The sequence below is a fragment of the Pseudorhodoferax sp. genome (assembly GCF_047601025.1).
GTDB lineage: Bacteria > Pseudomonadota > Gammaproteobacteria > Burkholderiales > Burkholderiaceae_C > Pseudorhodoferax.
Window position 1 is genome coordinate 172,613 of the sequence record NZ_JASGJZ010000001.1, and the last position, 23,317, is coordinate 195,929.

Annotated in this window: 20 protein-coding genes; 16 read left to right on the forward strand and 4 right to left on the reverse strand. The window is 70.9% G+C overall.

What is annotated here, in order from left to right:
- Positions 1 to 94 precede the first annotated feature (94 nt).
- Positions 95 to 1,291 carry a substrate-binding domain-containing protein gene (locus tag QM782_RS00825; protein WP_415201042.1) on the reverse strand — a complete coding sequence of 399 codons (1,197 nt, stop codon included), beginning with the start codon at positions 1,289 to 1,291 and terminating at the stop codon, positions 95 to 97.
- A 295-nt stretch (positions 1,292 to 1,586) separates the two neighbouring features.
- Between QM782_RS00825 and QM782_RS00830 the strand changes: the two genes are divergently transcribed.
- The 9 genes from QM782_RS00830 (at position 1,587) to QM782_RS00870 (ending at position 7,783) form a co-directional block, all read left to right on the forward strand.
- Positions 1,587 to 2,183 (forward strand): YSC84-related protein, encoded by a 597-nt coding sequence (locus QM782_RS00830; protein ID WP_415201043.1) that lies wholly within the window; start codon positions 1,587 to 1,589, stop codon positions 2,181 to 2,183.
- Positions 2,184 to 2,431: 248 nt separating this feature from the next.
- On the forward strand, positions 2,432 to 2,986 hold the full coding sequence (locus QM782_RS00835) for a hypothetical protein (protein WP_415205561.1): 555 nt from the start codon (positions 2,432 to 2,434) through the stop codon (positions 2,984 to 2,986).
- A 163-nt stretch (positions 2,987 to 3,149) separates the two neighbouring features.
- Positions 3,150 to 3,443 carry a hypothetical protein gene (locus tag QM782_RS00840; RefSeq protein ID WP_415201044.1) on the forward strand — a complete coding sequence of 98 codons (294 nt, stop codon included), beginning with the start codon at positions 3,150 to 3,152 and terminating at the stop codon, positions 3,441 to 3,443.
- On the forward strand, positions 3,437 to 4,336 hold the full coding sequence (locus QM782_RS00845; RefSeq protein ID WP_415201045.1) for a hypothetical protein: 900 nt from the start codon (positions 3,437 to 3,439) through the stop codon (positions 4,334 to 4,336). The genes QM782_RS00840 and QM782_RS00845 overlap by 7 nt, the downstream gene beginning before the upstream one ends.
- A gap of 97 nt (positions 4,337 to 4,433) precedes the next feature.
- Entirely contained in the window at positions 4,434 to 4,964 is a 531-nt protein-coding gene (locus QM782_RS00850; protein ID WP_415201046.1) for a cupin domain-containing protein, read from the forward strand.
- 411 nt (positions 4,965 to 5,375) lie between these two features.
- Positions 5,376 to 5,756, forward strand: a complete 381-nt coding sequence (locus QM782_RS00855) for a hypothetical protein (protein WP_415201047.1) — start codon at positions 5,376 to 5,378, stop codon at positions 5,754 to 5,756.
- 14 nt (positions 5,757 to 5,770) lie between these two features.
- Positions 5,771 to 6,868, forward strand: a complete 1,098-nt coding sequence (locus QM782_RS00860) for a glutathionylspermidine synthase family protein (protein ID WP_415201048.1) — start codon at positions 5,771 to 5,773, stop codon at positions 6,866 to 6,868.
- A gap of 242 nt (positions 6,869 to 7,110) precedes the next feature.
- Entirely contained in the window at positions 7,111 to 7,509 is a 399-nt protein-coding gene (locus QM782_RS00865; protein WP_415201049.1) for a DUF350 domain-containing protein, read from the forward strand.
- A gap of 40 nt (positions 7,510 to 7,549) precedes the next feature.
- Positions 7,550 to 7,783, forward strand: a complete 234-nt coding sequence (locus tag QM782_RS00870; RefSeq protein WP_415201050.1) for a hypothetical protein — start codon at positions 7,550 to 7,552, stop codon at positions 7,781 to 7,783.
- A gap of 21 nt (positions 7,784 to 7,804) precedes the next feature.
- On the opposite strand, the gene QM782_RS00875 is transcribed toward QM782_RS00870, so the two are convergent.
- Both QM782_RS00875 and QM782_RS00880 read right to left on the reverse strand, forming a co-directional pair.
- Positions 7,805 to 8,716 carry a universal stress protein gene (locus QM782_RS00875; protein ID WP_415201051.1) on the reverse strand — a complete coding sequence of 304 codons (912 nt, stop codon included), beginning with the start codon at positions 8,714 to 8,716 and terminating at the stop codon, positions 7,805 to 7,807.
- A complete protein-coding gene (locus QM782_RS00880) occupies positions 8,713 to 11,460 on the reverse strand; it encodes an HAD-IC family P-type ATPase (protein ID WP_415201052.1) in 2,748 nt (915 codons plus the stop codon). The genes QM782_RS00875 and QM782_RS00880 overlap by 4 nt, the downstream gene beginning before the upstream one ends.
- A 132-nt stretch (positions 11,461 to 11,592) precedes the next feature.
- Between QM782_RS00880 and QM782_RS00885 the strand changes: the two genes are divergently transcribed.
- From QM782_RS00885 to QM782_RS00905, 5 genes are all read left to right on the forward strand, one after another.
- On the forward strand, positions 11,593 to 13,332 hold the full coding sequence (locus tag QM782_RS00885; protein ID WP_415201053.1) for a PHA/PHB synthase family protein: 1,740 nt from the start codon (positions 11,593 to 11,595) through the stop codon (positions 13,330 to 13,332).
- A 72-nt stretch (positions 13,333 to 13,404) separates the two neighbouring features.
- Positions 13,405 to 14,445: an HlyD family secretion protein gene (locus QM782_RS00890; RefSeq protein WP_415205562.1), complete on the forward strand. Its 1,041-nt coding sequence runs from the start codon at positions 13,405 to 13,407 to the stop codon at positions 14,443 to 14,445.
- A 6-nt stretch (positions 14,446 to 14,451) separates the two neighbouring features.
- On the forward strand, positions 14,452 to 17,199 hold the full coding sequence (gene rbbA / locus QM782_RS00895) for a ribosome-associated ATPase/putative transporter RbbA (protein ID WP_415201054.1): 2,748 nt from the start codon (positions 14,452 to 14,454) through the stop codon (positions 17,197 to 17,199).
- Positions 17,196 to 18,323, forward strand: a complete 1,128-nt coding sequence (locus tag QM782_RS00900; RefSeq protein WP_415201055.1) for an ABC transporter permease — start codon at positions 17,196 to 17,198, stop codon at positions 18,321 to 18,323. Before rbbA ends, QM782_RS00900 begins: the two co-directional genes overlap by 4 nt.
- Positions 18,324 to 18,419: 96 nt before the next feature.
- Positions 18,420 to 18,866, forward strand: a complete 447-nt coding sequence (locus QM782_RS00905; protein WP_415201056.1) for a hypothetical protein — start codon at positions 18,420 to 18,422, stop codon at positions 18,864 to 18,866.
- On the opposite strand, the gene QM782_RS00910 is transcribed toward QM782_RS00905, so the two are convergent.
- Positions 18,860 to 20,590, reverse strand: coding sequence for a Na+/H+ antiporter (locus tag QM782_RS00910; protein ID WP_415201057.1), 1,731 nt, complete (start codon positions 20,588 to 20,590; stop codon positions 18,860 to 18,862). The genes QM782_RS00905 and QM782_RS00910 overlap by 7 nt on opposite strands.
- Before the next feature lie 58 nt (positions 20,591 to 20,648).
- On the opposite strand from QM782_RS00910, the gene QM782_RS00915 reads away from it, so the two are divergent.
- Together QM782_RS00915 and QM782_RS00920 are read left to right on the forward strand one after the other, a co-directional pair.
- Positions 20,649 to 22,082 carry a bifunctional enoyl-CoA hydratase/phosphate acetyltransferase gene (locus tag QM782_RS00915; protein WP_415201058.1) on the forward strand — a complete coding sequence of 478 codons (1,434 nt, stop codon included), beginning with the start codon at positions 20,649 to 20,651 and terminating at the stop codon, positions 22,080 to 22,082.
- A complete protein-coding gene (locus QM782_RS00920) occupies positions 22,079 to 23,275 on the forward strand; it encodes an acetate/propionate family kinase (RefSeq protein ID WP_415201059.1) in 1,197 nt (398 codons plus the stop codon). Before QM782_RS00915 ends, QM782_RS00920 begins: the two co-directional genes overlap by 4 nt.
- The last annotated feature ends 42 nt before the right edge of the window (positions 23,276 to 23,317 follow it).

Below are 23,317 nucleotides of genomic sequence, written 5' to 3' on the forward strand. Positions count from 1 at the left end.
GCCCGCGGGGCGAGGCCCCGGGCACGGCGGCGGCGATGCAGGTGGACGCTCATCGGGGGCCGCGCGTGGGGGTGAGGGATGCGTTCACCGCTCCTCAGCGCGTGTTGCGGATCGGAACGGCCATTTCCTCGGGCTTGATCTCGCGCACCAACTCCGGCACGCCCCAGGCGAAGGCCGGGTCCGCCTTGATGCGGAAGTGGTACATGCTCTGCATGGCCTGGTGGTCTTCCTTGCGGAAGGTCATGGTGCCCTTGGGCGTGTCGAAGCTCATGCCCTCCATCGCCGTGATGAGCTTGTTGGTGCCGGTCTCGCCGCCGGTCTTCTTCAGCGCCGTGACGACCGCCATCGCGGCCGTGAAGCCGCCGGCCGTGAAGAAGTCCGGCGGCGACTTGTATTCCTTGTAGTGCTGCGCGACCAGCGCCTCGTTGACCGGGTTCTTCGGCAGGCCGAAGTAGTAGTAGGTCGCGCCCTCCATGCCCGGGAAGCGCTTGTACGCGGTCATCGCCGGCAGGATGTTGCCGCCGCTGGCGACCTCGATGCCGTAGCGCTTGTGCAGGTCGGCGTCGGCCAGCGCGTTGAACGGCGTGGTGGCGCCGGCCCACACGACCCAGACCACCTTGCGGCCGGGCTTGTCCCGGAGCTGGTCGACGATGCGCTGGATGCCGGCGGTGAAGTCGGTCGTCGCCGGCGGCAGGTACTCCTCGTGCACGATCTTCGCCTTCTTGACGGCGTCCCGGAACGCCGCCACGCCGTCGCGGCCGAAGGCCCAGTCCTGCGCCAGCGTCACGATCTGCGTGCCCGGCTGGTCCAGCGCCACGGCGTTGCTGATCGCGTCCTGGCTGGAGTTGCGGCCGGTGCGGAACACGTACTTGTTCCACTTGTCGCCGGTGATGGAGTCGGCCACGGCCGGCTCGACGAGCAGGATCTTCTTGTACTCCTCGGCCACCGGCAGCATGGCCAGCGCCACGCCGGAGCCGGTGGTGCCGATGGCCAGGTCCGCCTTGTCGTCCGCATAGGCGGCGGCCAGCAGCGACTTGCCGAGGTCGGGCTTGCCCTGGTCGTCCTTCTCGATCACCACGAGCTTGCGGCCGTTCACCTGCATGGTGCCACCGGTGGCGTACTGCAGGCCCATCATCAGCCCGACCTGCGTCTGCTTGCCGTAGGCCTCCAGCGGCCCGGTCTTGCCGTAGACGTGGGCGATGCGGATCTCCTTGGGCTGGGCCTGCGCCCAGCCGGCGGCCAGGGCCAGTGCGGCGATGGCGGACAGGCGTGCCAGATGGCGTCGATGCATGGTGTCGTCTCCGAGTGGATATGGCTGAAATCCGCACAACCCATGCCATGCGGGCAAGTGATTGATTCACCATGTGTTTTCGGCGGAACATCCGACACTTTGGCCGATACGCAGGCATGCCGGATGTCCATCTTCCGTACAGATGCGCGCATTTCCGACAGGGTTTGCCCCGAGCCCGTTTGCCCGTCCGGTTGTAGGCCGGCACCGCGATCGTGCAGCGCCGCGCCGCAGCGGCCCTAGGATGGCGCCCGCCCCCGGCGCTCCCAGGCCGGAGGGCTCCCAAGGAGCCATACCCATGAAGATCCAGATCCGTCCCGCCTCCGTGCGCACGTTGGCCGGCACCGCGCTGCTGGCCGCCTGCAGCCTCGCCTTCGTCGGCTGCACCACGACCCGGCCCGAACACACGAGCACGCCGGCCTCCTCGCGCGCCGCCATCGACGCCGACGTGGACGCCGCGCTGTCCAAGCTGTACGCCAACGTGCCGGGCTCGCGCGAGATGGTCGCCAAGTCGGCCGGCGTGCTGGTCTTCCCCTCGGTCATCAGCGCCGCCCTGGGCGTGGGCGCCGAGTACGGCCGCGGCGCGCTGCGCGAGGGCGGCCGCACCGTCGGCTACTACAGCACCACGGCCGGCTCGGTCGGCTGGCAGGCCGGCGCGCAGTCGCGCGCGATCATCTACGTCTTCAGCACGCAGGACGCGCTGGCCAAGTTCCGCGCCAGCAAGGGCTGGACGGTCGGCGCCGACGCCACGGTGGCGCTGGCCACGGTCGGCGCCAACGGCCAGGTGGACAGCAACACCATCCGCCAGCCCGTGGTGGGCTACGTGCTGACCAACGCCGGCCTGGAGGCCGGCGTGGCGCTGCAGGGCGCCAAGATCAGCCAGGTGAACCTGTAGGTAGCCTGCCGGCGCGCCCCGCGCGCCATGGCACCTGCGAACGGCCGCGCGAGCGGCCGTTTTCCATTGCCGTGCCGCGAATTGGTAGAGGCAACCGGCAGCAACCGCACGCGCAGCAGCCCGCGGCCGGCGTGCTGCTGTGCGTTGTGCACCAGGTTGGCGGCGGCCTCGCGCAACAGCCAGGCTTCGCTCAACACTTGCCAGCGCTCCAGCGTGCTGGCGCACACGCCGACCGCGTGCTGCTGCACGTGCTGCCCACCGGCATCAAGCGCATCCGCCACTACGGCGTGTTGGCCGCCGCGTGCAGGGGCAGGAATTTGGCCGCGGCAGCCGGGACCTGCAGATGCCGGCGCCCAGCCCACAGGCCATCGCGTCGGCTCGAGACTTCCTCCAGCGTGTGGCGCGCATCGATGCGCTGCAGTGCCCGTGCTGCAAGCAGGGCACGCTGCGCTGCGTGCAGACGCTGGCCGCGCCGAAGTCACTGCCTGGGCCCGCCGCTGCACCGGGGCACAACCGGGGGCCACCTTGAGCGACGCTGCGCCGATGCCTGGCAACGCGCCGCCGCGGCGGTGCAGGCCGGGCATTGCCCGTGCTTGCGTCCAGGCCCTGGCGAGGCCAGCGCCGTGCGCTGGCGGCAATGCCGACGGGCCGCTCATGCGGCGTACGCCAAATGGGGGATGCCAGGCGCAGCCGTCGTGCCCATAATGGCCCGCGCCGTGCGAGGCTTCGCGCCGAGCATTCCCCTGTGGCACACCAGCGCCACGCCCTGTGGTCCGCGGTTCAGTCCAACGAGGTTTATCTGACGCCATGAACGTTGAGCGTGTTTTCTGGCCCTGGACGGCTTGGTGCCTGGACACCGTCTTGGGACTGGGGAAGTCCCTTCGTATTCGCTCCAGCGGACCTCCTTCGGCGATGGCCGAACTTCAGCATTAGATTTCTATTCGGTTTACATGTGGGAGAATGACAATGAAGTCAGCATCAGTTAAAGCATTTTTTTCATGTTCATTCAGAGATGCCGATAAGGAAGTGAACAACTTTTTCCGCGCGATTTGCGAGGGACTTGACGTCGCATGCCACAACGTAGATGGGGGCTATTCTGAATTACCTCCTGATAAGGCGCTTAGCATGATTGGAGAAGCAGATGCCGTGATCGCAATTGCGCCTGCAAGAAGCAAGCTCGGTGGCACAAATCAATTTTTTATGCCTGAGGCAGTAAGCAATGAAATATCTTTCGCATACAGCTTAAAAAACCATTGCTGATCTTCAAAGAAGAAAACGTACGCTCTGACGGCTTTCTCAGCAATTACGGAACACACTTCGTCTTTGATAGAACAAAACTCTGGACGAATGATTTTCTCAGGAGAGCTATTTCATCGATACACAACTTCAAACTGGGAGCACTTTCCGATCACGAGTTGCTTCTATCCCAAGAGGTTACCGAGTTCATTGCCCAAAGAGTCAGCCATCTTTATGAATTAGAGAGAGAAGGCGCGGAATTTTACTGGCAACACTCAATGCAACGGACAATTGACTTTACTAAAAATTTCAACAAGCCATTAAAGATTTCTCGATGGAATGATTTTTCAACTGACAAGACCGACGACGACCAAAAATCAATTGAATTGACTTTTGAGATTATAAAATCATCCAAAAGCTTTGACTTTAAAATTGAATACGAGGAACACACAGCCTACGGAGTTACTGCCAATGTTCTTTTCACCCCCCCGCCGGTAGCTGGCGACTCTATTGAATACTTTTGTTCGTTCCGAGGAAAACATCTATGTGCAACCTATTTGGAGGAAACCAAGTCAATACCTGAAGTCGATATTGGAGGTAGACGCTATGCTGCATTTGACGGGGTTATTCCAGTCAATCGCGCAAAAGACATAGAAATCCAATTTCGTTTTCCACGTGAATATCGGCTGGCCGAAAGCGACGCACAGTTCTTTGTTGCGAGTTTTTCTCAGGGTATTGACTATGTCGTTCAAAGCGAGATAGAACGGGCTCATATACAAAAAGAAGTTGTTGGCGGGAAGTTATCCATCACCGCCCGAATAACTAGTCCACTAATGCGACACGTTTATGGCGTCGCATGGGTTCCACCAGGTAGACCCAAGGCCACCGCCGAAAGCGATAAACCAATAAAAATCTAACACAATATTACAGCAAACCGCCTACGGCTGCCGCCGAATTCAAAGGCGACTTCAAAGCTGAAGTGCAACACCCCTGCAGAAATCATTCAAGCCGACCTTGCTCCGCAACGCGGCTTCATTCATTCGCGAAGCATCAGGAGGCCTTCTGCAAGAATCCAAGCACATCATTCGCAATGCTGTTGCGAAAGTCAGGAAGGCAGCAACTGTTTCCCATCCGCTCAATGCCGAAGCGGCGCGCCGGGCCATCTCGCTCGGAGACTCGACTGGATTGGCAACCGTTGGCATTCATCTCAACGTCGTTGCGCCGGGCGGCATGACCACGGTACTGCACAGCCACGAGTTCGTCGACGAATTCATCTACATCTTGTCGGGCGCTGCCACGGTTTTCCTGAACGAAGAAGAGTTTTCCGTTGCTGCAGGCGACTTCATCGGACTCCCCGCGCGCGGCCCTTCGCATTCGATGCGCAACACCGGCACGGCCGACCTGGTCTATTTGGTTGGCGGCAATCGGCCGGTCTTTGACGTTTGCAACTACCCCAAGCAGGGAAAACGCCTGTACATCTACGATTCCGCGAATGGGCGCGCAAGGGATCTGGTAGAGCTTGGCGAGATAAAAGCGCCTGGTTAGTCCGCTCCGAACAACGCGCAAGCCCCTGATCCAGCTTGCAGTTTTTCGGCTTGGCGGCCACGGGATTCGCAAGGCCTGGTTTCACCCAAGGCCGCTTTCTTGCGAATTCCTCAGGGCAGTCCGATCGGTCGAAGCCTTCGCAGCGGCAAACGGCCGAACTGTTCCGCCCGTGGTTGGACGAGCGGATCAACCACCGCTTGGCACTGTGGCCGGCCGCACGGATCGGGCGCCACGCGCATGCCAGGCAGTTCAAGCGCATGCGCAAAACCATGCCCCCATGTCGGCCGGGTACGCCGCGAAGTGCAACGCCAACGCGCCCGTCGCCCACGCCATGCGCAGCACGCGGTGGGCGCCGGGAACCCGGTGCCCGGCCATGGACAATCGGGCCATGCGTGACCGTGAGGGAGAACCATGAACAAGAACAAGAAGAAGGAGCCGCAGGGGAAGAAATCGAAATGGATCGGGCTGGGGCTGGCGGCCACGGCCACAGCCACGGCGGGGTTCATTGCCTACCACCATCCCGTCGTGCGCGATCGCTATGGGAGCGAGGAGGACTGCCGCGCCGACTGGGGCCCCCATGGCCACGAATGCACGCCCGAGCAGACATCCTCGTCGGGCGGCGGCAGCAGCGGCAGCGGCAGTATGGGGGGCGCCCGCGGCGCCTGGCTCGGCCCCAGCTACGAGCAGGGCGACCGCCCCGCCACCGCGCGGCCGTGGTCGGCCACGGGCGCCGACACGGTCACGCGCGCGGGCTTCGGCCGCACGGGCGCGCGCGTTTCGGGCGGCGGCTGATGCGGCGCGTGCGCATGGCGCCGCGCCCGGGCTGGCGCGAACGCTGCGAGGCCGTCGGCTTCGGCTGGCACAGCATCGACGGCGTGTACTGGGACGAATCGGCCGCCTACGCCTTCTCGCTGGCGCAGATCGAGACGCTGGAGCGGGCCAGCGCCGAGCTGCACGCCATGGGCCTGGACCTGGTGGCCGACCTGGTGCGCAGCGGCGACGTGGCGCGGTACCGCCTGCCCGACGGTGCGCTGGCGCTGATCTGCGATTCGTGGCGGCGCGGCGAGCCGGACCTGTTCGGCCGCTTCGACTTCTCGTGGAACGGCACCGGCGCGCCCAGGCTGCTGGAATACAACGCCGACACCCCCACCAGCCTGCCCGAGGCCAGCGTGGCGCAATGGTTCTGGCTGCAGGACGTGATGCCCCAGGCCGACCAGTACAACTCGCTGCACGAGAAGCTGCTGGCGCGCTGGGCCGAGCTGGCGTGTGGCCAGACGGTGCACTTCCTCGCCAACGACAGCGAGGAGGACCTGGGCAACCTGCGCTACATGCAGGACGTGGCCCAGCAGGCCGGCGTGCGCGCGCGCCTGCTGCCGCTGCCCGCGCTGGGCCACCACCGCGGGCTCGGCCGCTTCGTGGACGAGCGCAACCTGCCCGTGCTTCGCTGCTTCAAGCTCTACCCGTGGGAATGGCTGCTGCAGGACGAGTTCGGCCCGCTCATCGGCCCGGCGGGGCTGCGCCCCATCGAGCCGGCCTGGAAGATGCTGCTGTCCTCCAAGGCGCTGCTGCCGCTGCTGTGGGAGCGCCACGCGGGCCACCCCAACCTGCTGGCGGCCAGCTTCGCGCCCGACCTGCCCCTGCCCTGCGTGCGCAAGCCGCTGTCCTCGCGCGAGGGGCAGAACATCGCCATCCTGGGCGCGGGCGCCGCCCTGGAAACCCCCGGCCCGCATGCCGGCGAGCCCACCGTCTGGCAGGCCCTCGCGCCGCTGCCCGTGTTCGACGGCCAGCACACCGTGCTGGGCTGCTGGATGGTGCACGACGAGCCCGCGGGCCTGGGCGTCCGCGAGGACGCCACCGCCATCACGCGCGACACCAGCCGTTTCGTGCCGCACTACATCGCCTGAGCGGTGAGAACGCATTCCTCACACCCACGCGAGGCCCTCCGATGAACGTCCATTTGCTTCGCCGACGCCGCGCCCGGAACCTCGCCCTGCGAGCCGGGGCACGCCCAGGCCTCCCATGCGGGCGTTGCGGTCCTGGCCCTGGCGCTGGCCAGGGCATCGGCCTGCGCCTGCGGCCCGCCGCACCCCGTCGTGGGCGCGATCGATCCCTTCACCGCTTCTGACCGGACTGTTTCCCCACCACCATGCACCTCCTCAGTACCCTGCCGGCCTTCCTGGCCTATTTCGCCAGCGCCATGGGCCTGCTGGCCGCGTTCGTCCTCGTCTACCTGCGCATCACGGCGCATGCCGAGATCGCGCTGATCCGCCAGGGCAACATGGCCGCCACCGTGGCCTTGCTGGGCGCCGTGCTGGGCTTTGCCATGCCGCTGGCCAGTTGCATCGCCCACAGCGTGAGCCTGGCGGACATGTGCGTGTGGGCGGGCGTCGCCCTGGTGGTGCAGCTGCTGGCCTATGTGCTGGCCACGCACCTGGTGCCGCGGCTGACCGATGGCATCGACGAGGGCAACCTGGCGCATGGCAGCTTCCTGGGCGGCGTGTCGTCGGTCACGGGCCTGATCAACGCGGCCTGCATGGTCTATTGAGTCGAGCCGGATGGCTTGAAGCAACGGCACCGTCTACGACGTGATCGTCGAGACGGCCGGCAGGAAGGGCTCGGCCACCGAGCCGCGCATCGTGGCCAGGGCCGAGGGCATCGGCAAGCCGGCCGAGGACGAGGCCTTCCACGGCAAGGAGCCGCCGCCGTTGAAGGCGGCCTTCAATTTGGCGGTGACGCCGGCGCAGTCGCTGCGCCCACGGCCGCAGGCCATCGATCCGGCGCTGCCCGTGGTCGATCCCTGGGCCGGATTCCGCGAGTGATGTGCCCGGCGCCCGGGCTGTTCACTGCTCCGGCGGCACCACCATCACGTCGCTTTCCGCCAGCTCCAGCACCCGCTCGGCCACGCTCCCCAGCAGCAGCCCGGTCAACCCCGAGCGCCGCTGCGTCCCCAGCACGATCAGTTCGCCCGGATGCTCCGCCCCGTGCTCGCGCAGCAGCAGCCCGGGGTCGCCGTACGCCAGCCGCAGCCGGACCCGCGATCGCACGGCCAGCGGCAGCGGCGTCGCGTCCAGGAACAGCCGCGCCTGCTCCTCGGCGGCGGCGCGGCCGGCCTGGCGGGCCTGCTCCACGTCCATGCCGGCCAGCAGCGGATACGGGTTGCCGAAGGCGTGGAACAGCGTGAAGCCGGCCTCGGGGAACAGCGCGGCGGCGGCCTGCAGCGCACGGCGCGCGTGCTCGGAGAAGTCGCTGGTCACCAGCACCTGGGCATAGGCGGCGCGGGCGCGTTCGCGCACCACCAGCAGCGGCACGGGGCAGCGCCGCGCCAGCGTGTCCACGGTGGAGCCGAGCAGCGCGCGCGCCAGCGACTCGTGGCGCGCCACGCCAGTCACCACCAGGCCGCAGTGCTCGGCCCGGGCCACGGCCAGCACGGTGGCGGCGACCTCGCCACGCTCCACGCGCACGGCCAGCGGCACCCGCGCGTCGGCCAGGTCGGCGTGCAGCCGGCGCTCGGCCCGGCGCCGCGCGGCGCGCTCGGCCACGGCGTCGGACGACAGCGCCAGCACCGGATGCGAGATCAGCCCGGCGCCGCCGGGCAGCACCGCCAGGGCGACCAGCGGCGCCTGCCACTGGCGCGCCAGCTGCAGCGCGCGGTCCATCGCGCGGTCGCTGCGCGGGCTCAGGTCGGTGGCCAGCAGCACGGCCGGGCGGTCCTGCGGGTGGCCGGCCGCCGGATCGGCCGAGGGATCGTTCATGCGGATGCCTCCTTGTGCACGGCCAGTTCGTCGAACACCTGCCAGCGCCGCAGCAGCGCCTTCTCGATCTCCAGCACCACCATCGAGGCCGCGCCGATCGCCAGCACCAGCGCGCCGTCGGCCAGCGGCACGTCGCGCGTGTCGAACAGCGCCTGCATCCACGGCGCGTAGGTGAAGGCCAGCTGCGCCAGCACCACCGCGCCCACCGCGCCCAGCACGGCCGGCGTGCCGCGCGCGCCGGTCCAGGTGAACGAGCGCATGTGCAGGTAGCGCACGTTGAACAGGTAGAAGATCTCCAGCACGCACAGCATGTTGACCACCAGCGTACGCGAAAGCGCGTCGTCGTGGCCGCGCCAGTGCCCCCAGGCGAGGATGCCGAAGGTGCCGGCCGTGAACAGCAGCGAGACGAAGACCACGCGCCACAGCATGAACGGCGACAGCAGCGGCGCGTCCGGCACGCGCGGCGGGCGCTCCATCACGCCCGGCTCGGCCGGCTCGAAGGCCAGCGACAGGCCCAGCGTGATCGTCAGCACCATGTTGACCCACAGGATCTGCGGCGCCGTCATCGGCAGCGTCAGGCCCAGCACCAGCGCGGCGACGATGGCCAGCACCTCTCCGCCGTTGGTCGGCAGCGTCCAGGCGATGACCTTGCGGATGTTGTCGTAGACGGTGCGGCCCTCGCGCACGGCGGCGACGATGGAGGCGAAGTTGTCGTCGGCCAGCACGATCTGCGCGGCCTCCTTGGCGGCGTCCGTGCCCTTGTGGCCCATGGCCACGCCGACGTCGGCCTGCTTCAGCGAGGGCGCGTCGTTCACGCCGTCGCCGGTCATGGCGACGACCTCGCCCTCGGCCTGCAGCGCGCGCACCACGCGCAGCTTGTGCTCGGGGTTGGTGCGCGCGAACACGCTGGCGCGCCGCGCCAGGCCGCGCAGCTCGGCGTCGGAGGCGGCGTCCACGTCGGCGCCGGTGGCCACCACCGGGCGCTCGGCCAGGCCGAGCTGGGCGGCGATGGCGGCGGCGGTGGCGGCGTGGTCGCCGGTGATCATCTTCACGCGGATGCCGGCGGAGCGGCAGTCGGCCACCGCCGCCAGCGCCTCGGCGCGCGGCGGGTCGATGAAGCCCACCAGGCCCAGGAACACCAGTTCCGCCGCGGCGCCGAAGTCGAGCTGGTCCGGCGCCCGCGGCAGCCGGCGCAGCGCGAAGCCGAGCACGCGCTCGCCGTCCGAGGCGGCGGCCGCGATGGCCCGTTCCCAGTAGCCCGCGTCGAGCGGGTGCACCCGGCCGTCGGCGCCGAGCTGGCCGCGGCTCATGGCCAGCACGCGCTCGGGCGCGCCCTTGACGAACAGCTCGGCCTGGCCGTCCGCGCGCGCGTGCAGCGTGGCCATGAAGCGGTGCTGCGCGTCGAACGGGATCTCGTCGCTGCGCGGATGGCCGGCGCGCAGCGCGCGCGCGTCGAGCCCGGCCTTCATCGCCAGCGCCACGAGGGCGCCTTCCATCGGGTCGCCGTCGACCTTCCACTGGCCGGCGGCGTCCTGCGCGAGCTGGGCGTCGTTGCACAGCAGCGCGGCCTCGATCAGCGTGCGCGCGTTGACGGCCAGCGCGTCCTGGCCCTCGGGCAGCTCCAGCGCGCCGACCGGGGCATAGCCCGAGCCGCCGACCGCGATGCGCGCGTCCTCGGTCACCACGCGGCAGGCGGTCATCTCGTTGCGCGTCAGCGTGCCGGTCTTGTCGGAGCAGATCACCGTGGTGGCGCCCAGCGTCTCCACCGCCGGCAGCCGGCGCACGATGGCCTGGCGCCGCGCCATGCGGCGCACGCCGATGGCCAGCGTGATGGTGATCACCGCCGGCAGGCTCTCAGGCACCAGGCTCACGGCCACGGCCACCACCACCATCAGCGCCGCCACCCATTCCATGTCCTGCACGCCGACGGCGAACGCGAACAGCACGGCCGCCAGCAGGATGCACAGCACCGTGAAGCGCCGGCCGAAGGCGTCGATCTTGCGCAGCAGCGGCGTGGTCAGCGGCTGCACCCCGCCCAGCAGGCTGCTGATGCGGCCGATCTCGGTGTGCACGCCGGTGGCCACCACCGTTCCCAGGCCCTGCCCGGCCGCCACCAGCGTGCCGGAATAGGCCATGCCGTCGCGGTCGCCCAGCGCCGCCCGGGCGTCGACGGCGGCCTCGGACTTGGTGCTGGCCACGGACTCGCCGGTCAGGATGGCCTCGTCCACCAGCAGGCCGCGCGCGCGCAGCAGGCGCAGGTCGGCCGGCACGCGGTCGCCGGCCTCCAGCAGCACCACGTCGCCCGGCACCAGGCCGGCCACCGGCACGGCCAGGCGCCGGCCCTCGCGCAGCACGCGCGCGCTGGGCGCCAGCATCGCGCGCAGCGCATCCAGCGCCTGCTCGGCCTTGCCCTCCTGCACGAAGCCGACGATGGCGTTGACCAGCACCACGCCGACGATCACGCTGGCGTCGACCCAGTGGCCCAGCACCGCCGCCACCACCGCCGCGGACAGCAGGAACAGGATCAGCGCGTTGTTGAACTGCGCCAGGAAGCGCCGGAACGGGTGCACGCGCGGCGGCGCCGGCAGCTCGTTCGGGCCGTGGCGGGCCAGCCGCGCGGCGGCCTCGGCAGCGGTCAGGCCCTCGCGGCGGCTGTCGAGCCGCTGCAGGACGTCGTCGGCCGGCAGGGCATGCCAGTCGCTGGCGGCCGGCTCGGCCGCGGGGGAAGAAACATCGGTCGCCATGGCGTCAATGGAACACAGCCGCGTCACGGAATGAGCGAATTCAGCGCGCTAGACTGGGGATATTCGCTCGAATATCGTGCTCCCTTGACTTGCATCAATCGTGGCGCCCACCGCGCCGCGACAGTTCCCGCCATGTCCCTGCCCAACGCGCCTGCTCCGACCCAACAGCTCGACACCCTGGTCCACGCCGCCCTCGCCCGCATGAGCGGCTCGCTCTCGCCCACGTCGGCCCTGCTGGCCTGGCAGGACTGGGTGGCCCACCTGGCCGGCTCGCCCGGCCGCCAGATGGCGCTGGCCAGCCTGGCCGCCACGCAGGCCCAGGCGCTGGCCTGGTACCTGGCCGAGGCGCTGAGCACGCGCCCCGGCGACGCACGCGCGCTGGTGGCGCCGCCGGCGCAGGACCGCCGCTTCGCCGCGCCCGAATGGCGCCAGTGGCCATTCAACCTGTGGCACCAGTCCTTCCTGCTGGTGGAGCAGTGGTGGGATGCCGCCACGCACGGCGTGCCGGGCGTGGACCCGCACCACGAGCGCGTCGTCGCGTTCTGGGCGCGCCAGTGGCTGGACATGTGCTCGCCCGGCAACCGCATCGCCACCAACCCGCTGGTGATCAAGGCGACGCTGGCCGAGGGCGGCGCCAACCTCGTGCGCGGCACCCAGCACCTGCTCACCGACCTGGCCCAGGCCGCCACCGGCGAGGCGCTGGCCGCGCCGGGCGGCTTCGCGGTCGGGCGCGACCTGGCCGCCACGCCCGGCAAGGTGGTGCTGCGCAACCGGGTCATGGAGCTGATCCAGTACCAGCCGACCACCGCCGAGGTGCACCCCGAGCCGGTGCTGCTGGTGCCGGCCTGGATCATGAAGTACTACATCCTGGACCTCTCGCCGCACGATTCGCTGGTCAAGTACCTGCTGGACCAGGGCCACACCGTGTTCTGCATCTCCTGGAAGAACCCGGGCGAGGCCGAGCGCGACCTGGGCATGGACGACTACCTGCGCGACGGCTTCTTCGCCGCGCTCGACGCCGTGAACGCGATCTGCCCGCAGCGCCAGGTGCACGCCACCGGCTACTGCCTGGGCGGCACGCTGCTGGCCATCGCGGCCGCAGCCATGGCGCGCGACGGCGACGCGCGGCTGGCCAGCGTCAGCCTGTTCGCCGCGCAGACCGACTTCAGCGAGCCCGGCGAGCTGGCCCTGTTCATCGACGAGAGCCAGGTCAGCCTGCTGGAGGCGCAGATGGCCGCCACCGGCTACCTCAAGGCCAGCCAGATGGCCGGCGCGTTCCAGATGCTGCGCTCCTACGACCTGCTGTGGTCGCGCCTGGTGCACGACTACCTGCTCGGCGAGCGCGCCAGCATGAACGACCTGATGGCCTGGAACGCCGACGCCACGCGCATGCCCGCGCGCATGCATTCCGAGTACCTGCGCCGCCTGTTCCTGAACGACGACCTGAGCGAGGGCCGCTACCCGGTGAACGGCCGCCCGGTGGCGCTGAGTTCCATCCGGCTGCCGGTGTTCATGGTCGGCACCACCACGGACCACGTGGCGCCCTGGCGCTCGGTGCACAAGCTGCACCACCTGTGCCCGGCCGAGATCACCTTCGCGCTGACCAGCGGCGGGCACAACGCCGGCATCGTCAACCCGCCGGTGCCGGGCTCGCACCGCACCTACCAGGTCCTGACGCGGCCGGCCGGTGGCACGTACCTCGCGCCGGACGAGTGGCTGGCCGCCGCGCCGCTGCACCAGGGCTCCTGGTGGCCGGCCTGGCAGCAGTGGCTGGCGGAGCGCTCGGGCGCGCCGGCCAAGCCGCCGCGCATGGGCGCGGGCCACTACAAGCCGGTGGCCGACGCGCCCGGCCAGTACGTCCTGGAGAAATGAGAAGCCGTGACCCCATCGTCCCCACCCGCGCCGCGGGGCCTGCGGTCCTGGGCTGAGAAACGCTGGCCCGTCGTGCTGGTGCTGGCGCTGGCCGCCGGCGGCTGGTGGGCCTGGCAGTCCAGCCGGCCGCAGGGCCCCGGCCCGGGCTTTGCCAGCGGCAACGGCCGCATCGAGGCCACCGAGGTCGACGTCGCCACCCGCACCGGCGGCCGCGTGCAGGAGATCCTGGTCGACGAAGGCGCCTTCGTGCAGGCCGGCCAGCCGCTGGCGCACATGCAGATCGACATGCTGAACGCCCAGGCCGCCGAGGCGCGCGCGATGCGCCAGCAGGCGCAGACCGGCGTGGCCCAGGCGCAGGCGCAGGTGGCCGCGCGCGAGAGCGAGCGCGCCGCCGCGCGCGCCCAGGTGGTGCAGCGCGAGAGCGAGCTGGACGCCGCGCGGCGCCGGCTGGCCCGCTCGGAAACGCTGGCGCGCCAGGGCGCCGCCGCGATGCAGGAACTGGACGACGACCGCGCCCGCGTGCGCAACGCCGGGGCCGCGGTGGACGCCGCGCGCGCCCAGGTGGCGGCCGCGCAGGCCGCGGTCGACGCGGCGCGGGCCGCGCACGTCGGCGCCGAGGCGGCCGTCGAGGCGGCCTCGGCCACGGTCGACCGCATCGGCGCCGACCTGGCCGACACCGCGCTGCGCGCGCCGCGCGACGGCCGCGTACAGTTCCGCCTGGCCCAGCCCGGCGAGGTGCTGGCCGCCGGCGGCAAGGTGCTGAACCTGGTGGACCTGTCGGACGTGTACATGGGCTTCTTCCTGCCCGAGACCGTGGCCGGCCGCGTGCCGCTGGGCGCGGAGGTGCGCATCGTGCTCGACGCGGCGCCGCAGCTCGCGATCCCGGCGCGCGTGAGCTTCGTCGCCAGCACCGCGCAGTTCACGCCCAAGACCGTGGAGACCGCCAGCGAGCGCGAGAAGCTGATGTTCCGCGTGCGCGCGCGCATCGACCCGGCGCTGCTCAAGAGCCGGCTGGAGCAGGTCAAGACCGGCCTGCCCGGCGTGGCCTGGGTGCGGCTGGACCCGCAGGCGCCCTGGCCGGCCGGGCTCGACCGGCTGGTGCAGCCGGAGTAGCGGCGCATGGCCGGAGCGGAACCGCCGGTGGCGCGGCTGCAGGCGGTGCGGCTGGCCTACGGCGCCACCGTGGCCGTGGACGGCGTGGACCTCGACCTGCCGGCCGGCCGCATGGTCGGGCTGATCGGGCCGGACGGGGTCGGCAAGTCCAGCCTGCTGTCGCTGGTCGCCGGCGCGCGCGCGGTGCAGCAGGGCCGGGTCCACGTGCTCGGCGGCGACATGGCCGACCGGCGCCACCGCGCGCGCGCCTGCCCGCGCATCGCCTACATGCCGCAGGGCCTGGGCCGCAACCTGTACCCCACGCTGTCGGTCGAGGAGAACCTGCAGTTCTTCGCGCGGCTGTTCGGCCACGGCGCGGCCGAGCGGCGCCGGCGCATCGACCAGCTCACGCGCAGCACCGGGCTGCAGGCCTTCCTGGCGCGGCCGGCCGGCAAGCTCAGCGGCGGCATGAAGCAAAAGCTCGGCCTGTGCTGCGCGCTGATCCACGACCCGGACCTGCTGATCCTGGACGAGCCGACCACCGGCGTGGACCCGCTGGCGCGCGCGCAGTTCTGGGCGCTGATCGCGCGCATCCGCGCCGGGCGGGCGCACATGAGCGTGCTGGTGGCCACCGCCTACATGGACGAGGCGCAGGGCTTCGACTGGCTGGTGGCGATGGACGCCGGCCGCGTGCGCGCCACCGGCACGCCGGCCGAGCTGCTGGCACGCACCGGCAGCCGCACGCTGGAGCAGGCCTTCGTCGCGCTGCTGCCCGAGGAGCGGCGGCGCGGCCATGCGCCGGTCGAGATCCCGCCGCTGCCCGACGGGCAGGGCGCCGAGGACATCGCGATCGAGGCCCGGGACCTGACCATGCGCTTCGGCGACTTCACGGCCGTGGACCGCGTGAGCCTGCGCATCCGGCGCGGCGAGATCTTCGGCTTCCTCGGCAGCAACGGCTGCGGCAAGTCCACCACGATGAAGATGCTGACCGGCCTGCTGCCGGCCAGCGCCGGCCGGGCCTGGCTGTTCGGCCAGCCGGTGGACCCGCACGACATCGCCACGCGCCGGCGCGTGGGCTACATGTCGCAGGCGTTCTCGCTGTACGGCGAGCTGACGGTGCGCCAGAACCTGGTGCTGCACGCGCGGCTGTTCCACGTGCCCGAGGGCGAGATCGAGCAGCGCGTGCGCGAGATGTGCGAACGCTTCGGGCTCACCCAGGTGCAGGACGCGCTGCCCGAGGCGCTGCCGCTGGGCATGCGCCAGCGCCTGTCGCTGGCCGTGGCCATGGTGCACCGGCCCGAGCTGCTGATCCTGGACGAGCCGACCTCGGGCGTGGACCCGGTCGCGCGCGACGCGTTCTGGCGGCTGCTGGCGGAGCTGTCGCGGCGCGACCGCGTGACCATCTTCATCTCCACCCACTTCATGAACGAGGCCGAGCGCTGCGACCGCATGTCCATGATGCACGCCGGCCGGGTGCTGGACAGCGACGCGCCGGCCCGGCTGGTGCGCAAGCGCGGCGCGAAGACGCTGGAGCAAGCCTTCATCGGCTACCTGGCCGAGGCCGGCGTGGGCGACGCCGACGCGCCGGCGGACGAGGCCGTGGCCCTCGCGCCGGCCGCGGGGGCCGCGCCGGCGCCGGCCCGCCCGCCCCGCTTCTCGCTGCAGCGCCTGCTGAGCACCATGTGGCGCGAGGCGCTGGAGCTGCAGCGCGACCCGGTGCGCGCCACGATGGCGCTGGCCGGCTCGCTGATCCTGCTGCTGGTCATGGGCTTCGGCATCAGCACCGACGTGAACCAGCTGCGCTACGCGGTGCTGGACCGCGACCACAGCACGCTGAGCCAGAGCTACCAGCTGGACATCTCCGGCTCGCGCTACTTCGTCGAGCGCGCGCCCATCCTCGACCCGGCCGACATGGACCGGCGCCTGCGCAGCGGCGAGCTGGCGCTGGCGATCGAGATCCCGCCCGGCTTCGGCCGCGACCTGCTGCGCGGGCGGCCGGTGGCCGTCGGCGCCTGGTTCGACGGCGCCATGCCGCAGCGCGCCGAGACCGTGCAGGGCTACCTGCAGGGCCTGCACCAGCACTGGCTGGCCGAGCAGGCGCGCCGGCGCGGCGGCACGGCCGCGGCCAGCCAGGTGGCGGTGGAGAGCCGCTTTCGCTACAACCCCGACGTGGCCAGCCTGCCGGCCATGGTGCCGGCCGTGATCCCGCTGCTGCTGCTGATGTTCCCGGCCATGCTGACGGCGCTGGCGGTGGTGCGCGAGAAGGAGATGGGCTCGATCCTGAACCTGTACGTCACGCCGCTGTCGCGCAGCGAGTTCCTGCTGGGCAAGCAGCTGCCCTACGTCGGCCTGGCGATGCTGAACTTCCTGCTGATGGCAGGCATGGCCGTCACGCTGTTCGGCGTGCCGCTGACCGGCAGCTTCGCGACGCTGTCGCTGGCCGCGCTGCTGTACGCCTTCGCGGCCACCGGCATGGGCCTGCTGGCCTCGGCGGTCACGAAGAGCCAGATCGCCGCGCTGTTCTTCGCGATGGTCGGCACGCTGATGCCGGCCACGCAGTTCGGCGGCATGATCGACCCGGTGTCCTCCCTGCAGGGGGCGGCGCGCGTGATCGGCGAGGTCTACCCGGCCAGCCACATGTTCACGGTCAGCCGCGGCGTGTTCAACAAGGCGCTGGGCTGGCACGAACTGGCCGGCTCGCTGTGGCCGCTGGCGCTGTCGGTGCCGGTGATCCTGGGCATGGCGATCGCGCTGCTGCGCAAGCAGGAACGATGAAGCAGCGCCTGCTCAACGTCTGGCACCTGGGCGTCAAGGAACTGTGGAGCCTGTGGCGCGACCCGGTGATGCTGGTGCTGATCGTGTTCAGCTTCACCTTCTCGGTCTACACCGCGGCCAAGGGCATGCCCGAGACGCTGCAGAACGCGCCGCTGGCCATCGTCGACGAGGACCAGTCGCAGCTGTCGGCGCGCATCGTGTCGGCGTTCTACCCGCCGGCGTTCTCCAAGCCGGCCATGATCTCGCACGCCGAGGTGGACCCGGGGCTGGACGCCGGCATCTACACCTTCGTGCTGGTCATCCCCTCCGGCCTACAACGCGACGTGCTGGCCGGCCGCGCCGCCAGCATCCAGCTCAACACCGACGCCACGCGCATGATGCAGGCCTTCACCGGCAGCGCCTACGTGCAGCAGGTGGCGCTGGGCGAGGTGGCCGAGTTCGCCGGCCGCTACCGCGCCGCCGCCACGCCGGCGGTGGACCTGGCGCTGCGCGCGCGCTTCAACCCGACGCTGGACAAGTCCTGGTTCGGCAGCCTGTCGCAGATCATCAACCAGATCACCATGCTGTCCATCATCCTGACCGGCGCCGCGCTGATCCGCGAGCGCGAGCACGGCACCATCGAGCACCTGCTGGTGATGCCGGTGGCACCGGCGGAGATCATGCTGGCCAAGGTCTGGTCCATGGGGCTGGTGGTGCTGGTGGCGGCGGCGCTGTCGCTGCGGTTCGTGGTGCAGGGGCTGCTGCAGGTGCCGGTGGCCGGCGCGCTGACGCTGTTCTTCGCGGGCGCGGCGCTGCTGCTGTTCGCCACCACCTCGCTCGGCATCTTCATGGCCACGCTGGCGCGCAGCATGCCGCAGTTCGGCATGCTGGTGGTGCTGGTGCTGCTGCCGCTGCAGATGCTGTCGGGCGGCAACACCCCGCGCGAGAGCATGCCCGTGCTGGTGCAGAACGTGATGCTGGCCGCGCCGACCACGCACTTCGTCGAGCTGGGCCAGGCCATCCTGTTCCGCGGCGCCGGGCTGGACGTGGTGTGGCCCCGGTTCGTCTGGCTGCTGGTGATCGGCAGCGTGCTGTTCGTCTTGTCGCTGCGGCGATTCCGCAGGACCATCGCGCAGATGGCATGAGGCGCAATCCCCGCGTCCTCCGGCCAGCCCCGCCCGGCGCGGCCCGCCCTGCCCCGCAGGCGCCGCGTACCGCAACGATTTCAACAGGAGATGTCCATGAGCTCATCCGTACCGACCCCCTTCGCGCTGTACCAGGCCAACCTGGATCTGCTGATGCGGCTGGAGCAACTGCGCCAGCAGGCCAGCCGCCAGTGGCTGGACTTCGGCAGCGCGGCGCTGCAGCAGGACGCCGCGCAGGCCTTCGGCGAGGCCGGGGAAATGGGCCGCACGGCGAACTGGCAGACCCTGGCCGCGCTGCCGGCCGAGGCCTTCTGGCGCCAGCTGCAGCTGCAATTCGGCCGCTCGCAGGCCATGGCCGAGCAGGCCGCGCACACCCAGGCCGAATACGCCGCCGGCCTGGTCGACGCGGTGCAGCAGTGGCAGGCCCAGGCCACCCAGGCGCTGGGCGGCGACGCCGCGCAGGGCAGCAGCCCGGCCACGCACGCGATGCAGGACTTCCTGCGGCCCTGGCAGGCCTGGATGCCGCCGCGCGCCGGTCAGTGACCCTCGTCGGCTGCGCGCGCCGCGGGCACCCGGCCGGCGGCGCTCTGCGCCACGGCCAGGCGCTTGCGCAGCGACAGCTCGGACATGTCCAGCTCGGCCACCAGCGCGCGCAGCGAATCGTCGTTGATGTGGTGCGCCTGGCGCTCGGCGTACAGCGCGTTGCGCTCCACGTGCAGCGCCTTGAGCCGCAGTTCCAGCTCCACCACGTAGCGCATGCGGCGCTGGCGCACGGCCTCGGGCGATTCGGCCTGGGCCTCGGGCGTGGTGGGCGTGGCCGGGTCTTCCAGCAGGTCGATGCGCTTGCGGTAGTCCTGCGTCAGCCGGCCCACGGCCTCCTGCAGCTGGGCCTGCCGCTCCGGGTCGGCGCCGGCCGGCGGCAGTTCCCGGCCCAGGTGGGCGATGGCGGCCTTGCAGGCGGCCAGCCGGGCGCCGCGCTCCTCGCGCAGCGCGGCCGGCTCGCCGGCCGGCGGCAGCCGCCGCAGCACCAGCGGCAGGCCGATGCTGCCGGCCACCAGCGTCAGCAAGATGGTGCCGGTGGCCAGGAACACCAGCAGGTCGCGGCCCGGGAACGCACTGCCGTCCGGCAGCAGCAGCGGGATCGACAGCGCGCCGGCCAGCGTCACCGCGCCGCGGATGCCGGCCAGCGTGGTCGCCAGCGTCAGCAGCGGCGACGGCGCCTCGGTCATCGAGCCGCGCTGGTGCGCGCGCCACAGGCTGCCGCGCACCCCGAGCGTCAGCCAGATCCAGCGCAGCCCCAGCAGCGCCACGGTGATCAGCACGGCCTGGCCGGCCGGCCGCCACCAGTCGCCGCCGGCCTCGGCCAGCGTGGTGCCGACGATGGACGGCAGCTGCAGGCCCAGCAGCAGGAACACCGCGCCGTTGAAGGCCGACTCCACCATGGTCCAGGTGCCCTCGGTCTGCAGCCGCTCGGCCACGTACTCGCCGCGGCGCAGGTCGGCCAGGTTGGTGGTGACGCCGGCGGCCACCGCCGCCAGGATGCCGGAGACGCCGATGTGCTCGCCCAGCAGGTAGGCCGCGAACGGCAGCAGCACCAGCAGCAGCACCATCTGCGTGGCCGCCACGTCGCCCACGCGGCGCGTGACGGTCTCGCGCATGGTCGCGAAGCCCCAGCCCAGCAGCGCGCCCACGCCCAGGCCGCCCAGCGCGATCCACAGGAATTCCTTGGCCACCTCGGTCCAAGAGAACAGCCCGGTCAGCGTGGCCGCGACCGCGAACTTCAGCGCCACCAGGCCGGAGGCGTCGTTCAGCAGCGACTCGCCCTCCAGCAGGTGCATGGTCTTGGCCGGCATGCCCAGGTTGCGGGTGATCGCCGAGACCGCCACCGCGTCGGTCGGCGAGACCACCGCGGCCAGCGCGAAGGCGACCGTCAGCGGCATCGAGGGGATCAGCCAGTGGATCAACGCCCCCAGGCCGACCACGGTGAACAGCACCAGGCCCAGCGCCAGCAGCAGAATCGGCCGGTGCAGCGCGAAGAACTCGCGCTTGGGAATGCGCCATCCGTCGGCGAACAGCAGCGGCGGGATGAACAGCGCCAGGAACAGCACCGGATCGAAGGCGATGTGCAGCCCGTCCTGCGGCCAGGACAGCGCCGCGCCCAGCGCGATCTGGATCAGCGGCAGCGGAATGGCGCGCAGGTAGCGCGCCGCAATGCCGGTCAACGCCCCCAGCAGGAGCACCAGCAGCACGGTCTCAACGGTATGCATGATGAATGGATGAACCAGAACCGGCGGGCGCAGCCCCCGAACCCAGAAAGGAAGCCCGATGCAGGACACGCCGCCTGACCCCATTGTCTCCGGCACGCCGCAGCCGATGCTGCGCAACCGCACCTACGACGAGCTCGCCGTGGGCGACAGCGCCAGCATCGAGCGCCAGCTCACGCAGGAGGACATCCAGCTGTTCGCCGTGATGTCCGGCGACGTCAACCCGGCCCACCTGGACGCCGAATACGCCGCGGCCACGCAGTTCCACGGCGTCATCGCCCAGGGCATGTGGGGCGGCGCGCTGATCTCGGCCGTGCTCGGCACGCGGCTGCCCGGCCCCGGCACCATCTACCTGGGCCAGACGCTGGCCTTCCACCACCCCGTGCACGTGGGCGACCGGCTGACCGTGTCCGTGCGCGTGACCGCCAAGGACGAGGCCAGCCACCACCTGCGGCTGGCCTGCCACTGCGTGAACCAGGACGGCCAGTGCGTGATCGACGGCGAGGCCACGGTGCTGGCCCCCGTCGAGAAGATCGAGCGCCCGGCCGCGACGCTGCCCGAGGTGCGGCTGCGCACCGCCGACGGCCTGCCGCGGCTGCTGCAGCACGTGCGGCCGCTGGGCCCGATCCGCGTGGCGGTGGTCCACCCCTGCGACGCGCTGAGCCTTGGCGGCGCGCTGGACGCGCGCGCGGCCGGCCTGATCGAGCCGGTGCTGGTGGCCCCGCGCGCCAGGCTCCAGGCCGCGGCCGACGCCGCGGGCCTGAGCCTGGACGGCATCGCCATCGAGGACGTGCCGCACAGCCATGCCGCCGCCGCGCGCGCGGCCGAGATCGCCGGCCGCGGCGACGTGCAGGCGCTGATGAAGGGCAGCCTGCACACCGACGAGCTGGTGAGCGCGGTGCTGGCGCCCGCGGCCGGCCTGCGCACCGAGCGCCGGCTGTCGCACTGCTTCCTGATGCAGACGCCGGCCTACCCGCGGCCCTTCATCATCACCGACGCCGCCGTCAACATCGCGCCCACGCTGCAGCACAAGGCCGACATCATCCGCAACGCCATCACGCTGGCGCACGCGATCGGCGTGGCCGAGCCGCGCGTGGCCATCCTGGCCGCGGTGGAGACCGTCAACCCGGCCATGCCGGCCACGCTGGACGCCGCCGCGCTGTGCAAGATGGCCGACCGCGGCCAGATCACCGGCGCCGTGCTGGACGGCCCGCTGGCCTTCGACAACGCCGTCTCGGCCGCGGCCGCGCGCACCAAGGGCATCGCCTCGCCGGTGGCCGGCCAGGCCGACGTGCTGGTCGTGCCGGACCTGGAGAGCGGCAACATGCTGGCCAAGCAGCTCGAGTACATGGGCGACGCGGCCACGGCCGGCATCGTGCTGGGCGCGCGGCTGCCGATCATCCTGACCAGCCGCGCCGACAGCCGCGAGACGCGCATCGCCTCCTGCGCGATCGCGGTGCTGCTGGCGCACCACTTCCGGAGCAACCCGCCGTGAACGCCCCCGCATCCTCCTTCATCGTCGTGCTGAACTGCGGCTCGTCGAGCATCAAGTTCGGCGTGTTCGACGCCGCCAGCCCCGCGCGCACGCCGGCCTGGAACGGCAAGGTGCAGGGCATCGGCGGCCCCCGGCCCGACTTCGGCGCCAGCACCGTGCCCGTGCGGCCGGTGGACCTGGGCGCGGAGCACCCCTACGCCGCGGCGCTGCAGATCATCCGCGAGGAGCTGCTGCGCTGGCTGGCCGGCCGGCCGGTGGCCGCGGTGGCGCACCGCGTGGTGCACGGCGGCCCCCGGCACTTCGCGCCGATCCGCGTGGACGCGCAGGTGCTGGCCGAGCTGAAGGCGCTGATCCCGCTGGCGCCGCTGCACCAGCCGTTCGCGCTGGAGGCCATCGAGATCCTGCTGCGCGAGCGGCCCGGGCTGCCGCAGGTCGCCTGCTTCGACACCGCCTTCCACCACACGGTGCCGGTGGTCGAGCAGCTGCTGCCGCTGCCGTACGCGGCCTTCGAGCGCGGGCTGCGACGCTACGGCTTCCACGGCCTGTCCTACGAGTACATGGCCGTGGCGCTGGCCGAGCGCCACGGCGACGCCGCGCGCGGGCGCACCATCGTCGCCCACCTGGGCTCGGGCGCCAGCCTGTGCGCGATGCAGGACCTGCGGAGCCAGGCCACGACCATGGGCTTCTCGGCACTGGACGGGCTGATGATGGGCACGCGCACCGGCGCGCTGGACCCCGGCGCCGTGCTGTACCTGATGGAGATCGAGAAGCTCACGCTGGAGCAGGTCGGCCACGTGCTGTACCACGAGAGCGGGCTGCTCGGCGTCTCCGGCATCTCGGCCGACCAGCGCGTGCTGCTGGAGCGCGAGGCCGCCGAGCCGCGCGCCGCGCTGGCGCTGCAGCTGTTCGTGCGCCGCATGGTGCGCGAGACCTGCGCGCTGGCAGGCGTGCTGGGCGGGCTGGACATGCTGGTCTTCACCGCCGGCATCGGCGAGCACAGCGTGGCGCTGCGCGAGCGCATCTGCGCCGGCCTGGCCTGGCTGGGCGTGGACCTGGACCCCGCCGCCAACGCCGCCCACGCGCCCGTGATCTCCAGCGCCGCGAGCCGCGTGCGCGTGGCCGTGGAGCCCACCAACGAGGAATGGATCGCGGCGCGGCACGCCCAGCGGCTGCTCGACGGCCCGCGCGGCTGACCCTTTCCCCTCCCCTCCCCCGACACCGAAGACGAGGACCAC